The sequence below is a fragment of the Blautia sp. 1001283B150304_161114_C9 genome, assembly GCF_015668165.1.
Lineage (GTDB): Bacteria > Bacillota > Clostridia > Lachnospirales > Lachnospiraceae > Blautia_A > Blautia_A wexlerae.
The window spans coordinates 1-7,751 of sequence record NZ_JADPGO010000062.1; the positions used below are offsets into that span (position 1 = coordinate 1).

Annotated in this window: 8 protein-coding genes; all 8 read right to left on the reverse strand. The window is 43.4% G+C overall.

From position 1 onward, the window contains the following. Positions 1 to 2,585 (reverse strand): hypothetical protein (locus I4V44_RS16855; protein ID WP_196002999.1); only part of this gene is annotated, 2,585 nt, incomplete at its 3' end. 21 nt (positions 2,586 to 2,606) lie between these two features. After that, on the reverse strand, positions 2,607 to 2,927 hold the full coding sequence (locus I4V44_RS16860) for a hypothetical protein (RefSeq protein WP_196003000.1): 321 nt from the start codon (positions 2,925 to 2,927) through the stop codon (positions 2,607 to 2,609). A 153-nt stretch (positions 2,928 to 3,080) separates the two neighbouring features. Then, the gene (locus I4V44_RS16865; RefSeq protein WP_119252781.1) at positions 3,081 to 3,704 is read right to left on the reverse strand and encodes a PrsW family glutamic-type intramembrane protease; all 624 of its coding nucleotides are present in this window, start codon (positions 3,702 to 3,704) and stop codon (positions 3,081 to 3,083) included. Then, entirely contained in the window at positions 3,701 to 4,327 is a 627-nt protein-coding gene (locus I4V44_RS16870; protein ID WP_118330359.1) for a histidine kinase, read from the reverse strand. Before I4V44_RS16870 ends, I4V44_RS16865 begins: the two co-directional genes overlap by 4 nt. Next, a complete protein-coding gene (locus tag I4V44_RS16875; protein WP_196003001.1) occupies positions 4,311 to 4,679 on the reverse strand; it encodes a DUF4179 domain-containing protein in 369 nt (122 codons plus the stop codon). The genes I4V44_RS16870 and I4V44_RS16875 overlap by 17 nt, the downstream gene beginning before the upstream one ends. Beyond that, positions 4,666 to 5,298 (reverse strand): RNA polymerase sigma factor, encoded by a 633-nt coding sequence (locus I4V44_RS16880; RefSeq protein ID WP_196003002.1) that lies wholly within the window; start codon positions 5,296 to 5,298, stop codon positions 4,666 to 4,668. Before I4V44_RS16880 ends, I4V44_RS16875 begins: the two co-directional genes overlap by 14 nt. A 279-nt stretch (positions 5,299 to 5,577) precedes the next feature. After that, a complete protein-coding gene (rsmH, locus tag I4V44_RS16885; RefSeq protein WP_196003003.1) occupies positions 5,578 to 6,633 on the reverse strand; it encodes a 16S rRNA (cytosine(1402)-N(4))-methyltransferase RsmH in 1,056 nt (351 codons plus the stop codon). A gap of 173 nt (positions 6,634 to 6,806) precedes the next feature. Beyond that, on the reverse strand, positions 6,807 to 7,751 hold a 945-nt coding region (locus I4V44_RS16890; RefSeq protein ID WP_196003004.1), incomplete at its 5' end, for an RNA-guided endonuclease InsQ/TnpB family protein.

Below are 7,751 nucleotides of genomic sequence, written 5' to 3' on the forward strand. Positions count from 1 at the left end.
ATGAAATAATCCTGTCCTTTGGAAAGGGTAAAGTCAGCATATGGAATACTGCGCTCAAATGCACCGCCTACAGTTACGGTCTGGATGCACTGCAGAACCCCATTCTCAACATCATACCAGAACAGATTTGCCATAAGTCCTGCACAGGAAGCATCTGTCTTTACGGAAAGCACAGACGGGAAATCGAAAGCTCCGCTTCTTCCAAGATGGAAACCGAAATCATTCTGGTTTGTGGAGATCAGGCTGTATAACGCTGCCGGGATATATTCTGCTGTGTTTGTAACAGAAAGATCGGTATCTGCAGGTGTTTCTGTTGCAATGGAAATACCATTGATCTTCCAGATGAAACCATTCTCCATATCGAGATTCAGGGAAATATCCTTTCCTTTTATCCCGGATAAAACAGAGGCAGGAAGTACCTTGGCACCATTCAGGGTAATGGAAATGGTATCTTTTTCTTTGGAAGCCTTGATCAGATCATTGACAGCATCCCAGCCTTTCTTCTGGAAACTTCCCTCAATGTAAGGTTCCCCGTCACCAAGTTTACCGAGATTTTTTGTATCCTGATGTTTGCAACGCTTACAGGTGTAAGTTATGATTCCGTCGGTTTCGGCAGTTGGTTCTGTAGTGATAACGCCGTTGTCATAGTCATGGCCGTATGCGGAAATGGTGTATCCATAGGAAAGTGTTTTATTACAGTCTTTACAGTAGGTATCCCCGCTATATCCGCTGGAAGTACAGGATGGGGAGGAGTAGTAACGTCCTGCGGTGTGTTCGTGTGTACATTCCTCTCTGGTGATTGTGTAATTGATTTCTTCTTTTTGGTAATTTCCTTTATCGCTGCCATTGTAAATTGCGGTAGCTGTAATGGGGGTTCCAACTGGTAATTCTTGATCAGGATTAACATTTGTATCCCATTTCCAGGCGTCAGTAGGAAGAAGATTGGGAATGTCGCTGATCTTTTTATAGGACCATGAAACGTATTTTGTGGTTTCGGACGTATAGCCGGGTGCTTTAGGAGCAGGGTTAATCGTGAAAGTCCAAGAGCTATCTGTTAAATTTGAAATTGATGAATAGTAAGCGTTCTCTTCAATATTTGCCTTTACGGTATAAGTTCCTGCATCGACAGCTCCATTTGTTTGCGGAGTATTATCATCATTTTTGTAATAATCCCACGTAATGTTTCTCATATTTTGAATATTGCATTGTAAAGAGGCTGTTTTTGGTTTTCCATTATATGTTAAATTTGATGGCTCAGTAAATGTAAAGTCCTGATTTGTAATAGGTTGGAATTTCTGATTAGTTTTGTCAAAATAATAGGTCTGTGTTGTATTTCCGACAGAAATAGTATGTGTTTCACCAGTCAGCCATGCATACAGTTTTTTTTCATCAGGGTCAACAGCTATATGACTATATGGACTCCAAGGAGTATCGTCTATAGTTATTGGATCGTTTCCTTCATTAGGAATGGTGCAGAGATATACATTAGGACTGTGTTGGTCGTAGTTACCAGAGCTATCCAAATTCTTGTGAGGCGTGCAATCAATTTGAGCATTTACAGATCCACCGCTAATGGTAATTTTACTGCCGGTGTTCCCTTGCCCCCCGCCAATTCCGGCACCAGAAGTAGAAGTAGCAGTTACGGATCCACCGCTAATGGTAATTTCAGTGCCGGTGTTCCCTTGCCCCCCGCCAATTCCGGCACCAGAATCAGAAGTAGCAGTTACGGATCCACCGCTAATGGTAATGTCACTGCCGGTGTACCCTGGCCCCCCGCCAATTCCGGCACCAGAACCAGAAGTAGCAGTTACGGATCCACCGCTAATGGTAATGTTACTGCCAGTGCTCATAAAACCCCCGCCAATTCCGGCACCATAAGTAGAAGTAGCAGTTACGGATCCACCGCTAATGGTAATGTTACTGCTGATACTATTATAACTCCCGCCAATTCCGGCACCATAACTACTTATGGCAATTAATTCTCCGGTAGTGTTTGGAGAGTTATCTATTGTAAGTTTGGCAGCGTTATCTTTCTGTAAGGCTGCATTCCATTCACTGTTAAGCTTATTGATTCCTTCTAAATATATGTAAACTTGAGTTTTAACACTTCTTTGAATTTGCAGCGCCGGACCAGCAGATGTTTTGATATTTACGTTATCAAGATAAATGTTGATGTTGTCTTGCTCTGAAGTATTCTTTCCATCAACTACAATTCTATTTGCTGTTTCCTGCCTATTACTGCATGTGAATTTGTAATCTCCTGCCGAACTTATAGTATAAACTCCGTTTATGACTTCATTACTATTGATTAAGTCAATTTCTTTAATCCGTGCATTTTCCGCAGCAGCCATTGCCTCATCGGGGGCATCATTGAACTCAGGAATCTCTTCTGAACCAAATGCAGACAGTTCCTCATCTGTCTCTCCTACTGCTTCCTGCTCCTCATTGGTAAAAATCTCTGGAATTTCTTCTGACACTACATCCGGATTTCCGGGAGTAAATTCTTCCGCAAATATGGTCTGAAGGGGCATATTTGTAGAACACAGTGCAAGTGCCAGCATCCCGGCTAATAATTTTTTCCTCATACTTTTCACCTTTTCCTTTCTTTATACATGATCTTCTGCGTCTTGACTTTTTTGTCCTTTTTTTCTGAATTTGATACATAATGCGGTAATCACGACTGCCACAGTAAAGGAAATGACAGCCACCAACACATAACCGCCTGCGCCTTCATGCAGCAGAATTGTGCCGTACATTCCCGTGGCGTTTATTGGCTGGCTTTGCATGATTCCCATTGCCCCCACAAGGGACAGGAACAGCAGGGTACACAGAACGGACAGACGGCAGACTGTGCGCCGCTCCTGGCGGCGGTGGTATTCATACATTCGCTTTTTTACCAATTCGATACGCTTTTCTGTATCGTACATGCCTTTCAACCTCCTTCCACAAAAACAGTCTTAAAAGTTCTTTCACTTATATAGGTACAAAAAAAGCGAAAAACTCTCACCTGAAAATCAAATTTTTTCAAAAAAATTTGAGAGCTGCCGAAACAGCTCCCAAAAGAGAAAAAACAGGTTATATTATTGTATTGAACTGCGGAAAATCAGTTTTCCCGCTGTCAGGATCAGTACAGGCAGCAGATAAGCAATATACTGTGCTGCACCACCATAGGCGATCAGAAGATTATAAATTGCGTGAAAGGTGATTGCTGCTCCCAGCAGACCGCAGGTTCCGGCAATCTTCAGCCATGTTCTCTGCCACACATATGCAAGACCACTGCCGACAATGGCACCACAGATCACGTGCATGGCTCCTGTTCCAATACCCCGGAAGAAAATAAAAGAAAAATGACCGGCTCCGTTTTGGATCAGATAGCAGACATTCTCAAATGTGGCAAAGGAAAGAGCTGTGATCACAGCGGCATTTTTGATTCGCTCCGCTTTTGGCTCAAATATCAGCAGATAAAAGAGCAATGGCAGAAGTTTCATCACTTCCTCCACCACCGGGGCGATCTCTGTGGTAGCTGCAAAGGTGTCCGCTCTGTAAAGTGCAGCGAAAAAGGTGTTGATGTATGCGGAAAGCAGACATGCACCCATCCCGGCAAAGCAAAACAGAAAGAATTTTCTCTGCCGCTTTCCCATACACAGAGCGGCAATCAGCAGGGGCGAAGCCATGCAAAGAAATACATTTTCAATATATGTCATGCCTGCACCGCCTTTCCTGTGGCTGGCAGCAGCGCAAACAGGCTGCCTGTAAGCAAAAGATCAAACCAGCAATAGGGAGCGGAAATGGAATAGCCCGGCCACAGGCAGCCAGAGATCCAAAGAACATACTCCACCGCCACATAGCACAGTACCCCAATGTGGAAATACCGCATCTTACACGCTGTTCCCGTCTGTATCTGTGCATAAGCAAGACCCCGGATGGAATGATAAGAAACAACGATCATCATGCCACACCAGAGCAGATTGGAGAGAACATCCCCAAAGGTGCAGTAAAACACACAAAGCGGAATGCCAATCAAAGGGGCAATCAGGGCTTTTCGTGTCAAAAATCTTCTTTCCCCGGCAGAAGAAAGGGTGTATTGCAGAAGATAAAGGAAAATCACACTGGCTACCCAGCCGAACTCTGACACATAAAAGACCTGCGGTGTTTCAGAAAACAGAAGCAGATACAGCGTCCAGTAAAGAGAGCCGAGGGCAAAGCATCCGTAAAAGCAGGTCAGCAGGAAACAGGTCTGTTTTCGATCTTTCAGATACCAGATACCACTCAGACAAAAACCCAGCAGGGTGACAGCGAATTGAAAAAGATTACTGATCAGCTCCATCCTCATTGTCCTCCTTTTGTTCCTCCGTCTGCTCCTCTTTGTTCAGCTGGCGGATGCGGAAGCACAGAATAGTCACGCAAACGCCGAGAATAAAAGCCAGCAGTCCGATTACCATATATCCCAATGCAGTGCCGCCGCCTAAAATTGTTGCTGCCGTTTCGAAACCGGAAGAAGTACCGGGCGTAATCTGTCCGACAATACCGGGCATGGCAAAGGAAACCCCAACGATCACTGCAAGACATGCCGCTATGCAGAATGCGGAGACAATCTGTCTGTACCGCAGTCTCTGCCGTCGTTCTTTTTCCTCAATACGCCGTTTTACCTCAGCAATCCGTTCCTCATTTTTCAACATCTGTAATACCCTCCCGTTGCAATAATCCACGTAAACGCTCTTTTCCCCGGTACACCATATTTGTGATCTGCTTCACACTTTTTCCCATGACCTTAGCAGCCTGTTGATAGCTCATACCCTCAAAATAGGTCAGATAAAGAGCCTCCCGATAATCTGAATTTAACTCGTCCATGCAGAGATGCAGGATCTGATTTCGTTCCTTTGTGCGGATGACCTCCTCCACCAGTGTCTGCGCCTCCGGTTCTCTGGTCAGGTCGTCAAGACTGAAGATAATCCGCCGTCTGCTTTTGTGGCGTAAAGCCATGTGCCGCGCCGCTTTATAGAGATAAGCCTTAAAACATCCATCCCGGATGCGGGGCTTTTTCGTAAACAGCCAGGAAAAGGTTTCCATCATTAAGTCCTCCGCTTCGTGGACATCATGCAGATAACCATCGATGTATAAGGTCAATGGGTCGCCGTATTTTTTTATCAATAGTTCAAGTCCTGTCTCGTCACCGCTCAGATATTGCCCATAAAGCTCTCCATCAGTAGCCATACCGTTCAATTCCTTTCCCCATATTACTCCTCTGTTGTCAGGTGTAATCTCCGGGCTTCTTTCCTTCGTTCTTTTGATAAGCATAGTATACTTTTGTTTACAAAATACGTCAATTGTTTATAGCAATTCTACAAAATAATGAGAGCCACGGTCTGCACTCTGATTCAGAATACAAGACGTGGCTCTCCTGATCATAACCGGAAATATAAAACTGCGGTCTTCAGTTCATGAGCAGATGAATATGATCCGGCATAGCTTGAATGCTGATTCATCACATCGCCCCTTACAAGCAAGTCCCACTCACTGCTTATTGCTCTTCGCAATAGAAGCAGTGAGTGGGACTTACTTGATTCGGTTAAAACTTTATTTAGCCTTTATAGCCCAGCGCATCTTTGTGGAACGGGCTCTTGGGTTCTGTGTGCACTCTTTGGCTGAGGGGCGGATCACATCTTTTGCATAGTCTGAGTAGATTCCCTCCTTGTATCCTGCTTTAAGCGCTTTCTTTACCAGCTTGTCCTCACCGGAATGAAAGGTAAGGATTGCCACTCGTCCGCCCGGACGCAAAGCATCCGGAAGCTTCTCCAGAAATTCATACAGTACTTCGAACTCATGGTTGACATCAATACGCAATGCCTGGAAGGTTCGCTGGCAGGTTTTCTTAATTGTCTCTTTCTTTTCTTTTTCAGGAAGGAAATCAAGAGTTTTTTCGATTACCCGACGCAGTTTTGTGGTAGTATCAATATGATTTCCCCTGCGGATCTCATCGGTAATGGCTTTGGCGAGTTCCTCACAGTATGGTTCATCGGAATTTTCACAGAGCATTCCCGCAAGCTCTTCTCTGGAAATGGTATCCAGACGCCGGGCTGCACTGATGCCGGCTTCCTGATTCAGGCGCAGATCCAGAGGTCCGTCTGTTTTAAATGAGAAACCTCTTTTGGGGTTATCAATCTGCATGGAGGAAACGCCGAGGTCTGCCAGAATAAAGTCAAATCCTCCAACCTCTTTGGCAATCTCATCAATGGTGCAGAAATTCTGAAGCTTTACTGTCAGCAGTTCTTCCCCGAATCCCTGCTCTGCCAGACGTTTCTTTGTTTTGGCAGATTCCTCAGGGTCTACATCTGTTGCATAAATATGGCCCTTGCCATTCAGGCACTGAAGCATCGCTTTCGTATGGCCGCCATAGCCCAATGTGGCATCAAATCCGGTTTCTCCCGGCTGGATATTAAGAAAATCAAGGATTTCCTTAACCATAATGGAGATATGCATTCCTGCCGGGGTATTTCCTTTCTGAATCACGTGTTCAATGGTATCTTTATATTTTTCAGGCTGTAATTCCTTGTATTTCTCCTCGAATTTCTTCGGATATTTTCCTTTATAACGGACACGCCTTTTATGTGGTGTCTGGTTCTGGTTTTCCATAAAATCCGTTACTGAAAACTTATAAAAAGTTATAAACTTCTATGTTCCATTCCTACTTCAACGAGTATGCTTTTGATGATATAAATATCAATCTACTCACAAGTTCTTGTACTCTCCATAGGCGTAAATTCCGGACTAACGTATCCGTACATATTTGCATTAACGTTTCAGTGTCAGCTTGCAAATTGTTCTCCATAAGTCTTGAGATTTATAGATGCCTGGAAGTCTCTGTCAATCATATTCCCACACTCACATCTATAAACTCTGTCAGATAACTTCAAAGCTTTTTTGATATTTCCACAACAGCTGCAAAGCTTTGATGATGGATAAAAACGATCAGCCACAATAAGCTGAATCCCTTTATCGCTGCATTTGTATTCGAGCTGTTTTCTAAACCAAAAAAATCTCTGTTCCTGGACTGCTTTGGATAAATGTCTGTTTTTCATCATTCCGCTGACATTCAGATCTTCAATACATATAAATCTTGGTTTTCGATTTATGATCTCAGATATGGTCTGATTCAAATAGTTTTTACGGATATTTGTTAATCTGTGATTTCGTTTTAATAAAAGTTTTTCCTTTTTGATTACATTATTTGTTTTACAGTAACTTTCTCCTTTTTTATTTTTCTCGTAAGAACGAGAGATACTGCGCTGTAATCTGCGCTTCTGTTTTTCTAGTTTCTTTACTTTCTGACTCTTATTGATGTTCTTATACTTAGTTCCATCAGAACAGATCGCCAGATCTTTGATTCCCAGGTCTATGCCGACTCCGTCATCATTAAGTGTTTCCCTGCAGTCAGGAAATTCTACACATACACTGATCCACCAGTTCAATCCGTCAAAGGATATTCGCGGATTCATATATTTAGCATCTGTCGGAATCCTTCCATGTTCTGCAAGTCTTACCCAATTCATTTTTTGCTTATTTGCCTTCCTGCTGGAGGAAAAGCCTTCAAATTTAACGTGGGTATTACTGAATCGTATCTTAACGTTGTCCTGATAGAACTTCGGCATTGACCTCTTTTTTGACTTGAATCTTGGGAATTTCTGCAAACCTTTGAAAAAATTCTTATAAGCAGTACAGGCATCTTTGATCGCCTGTTTGGTTACATTATT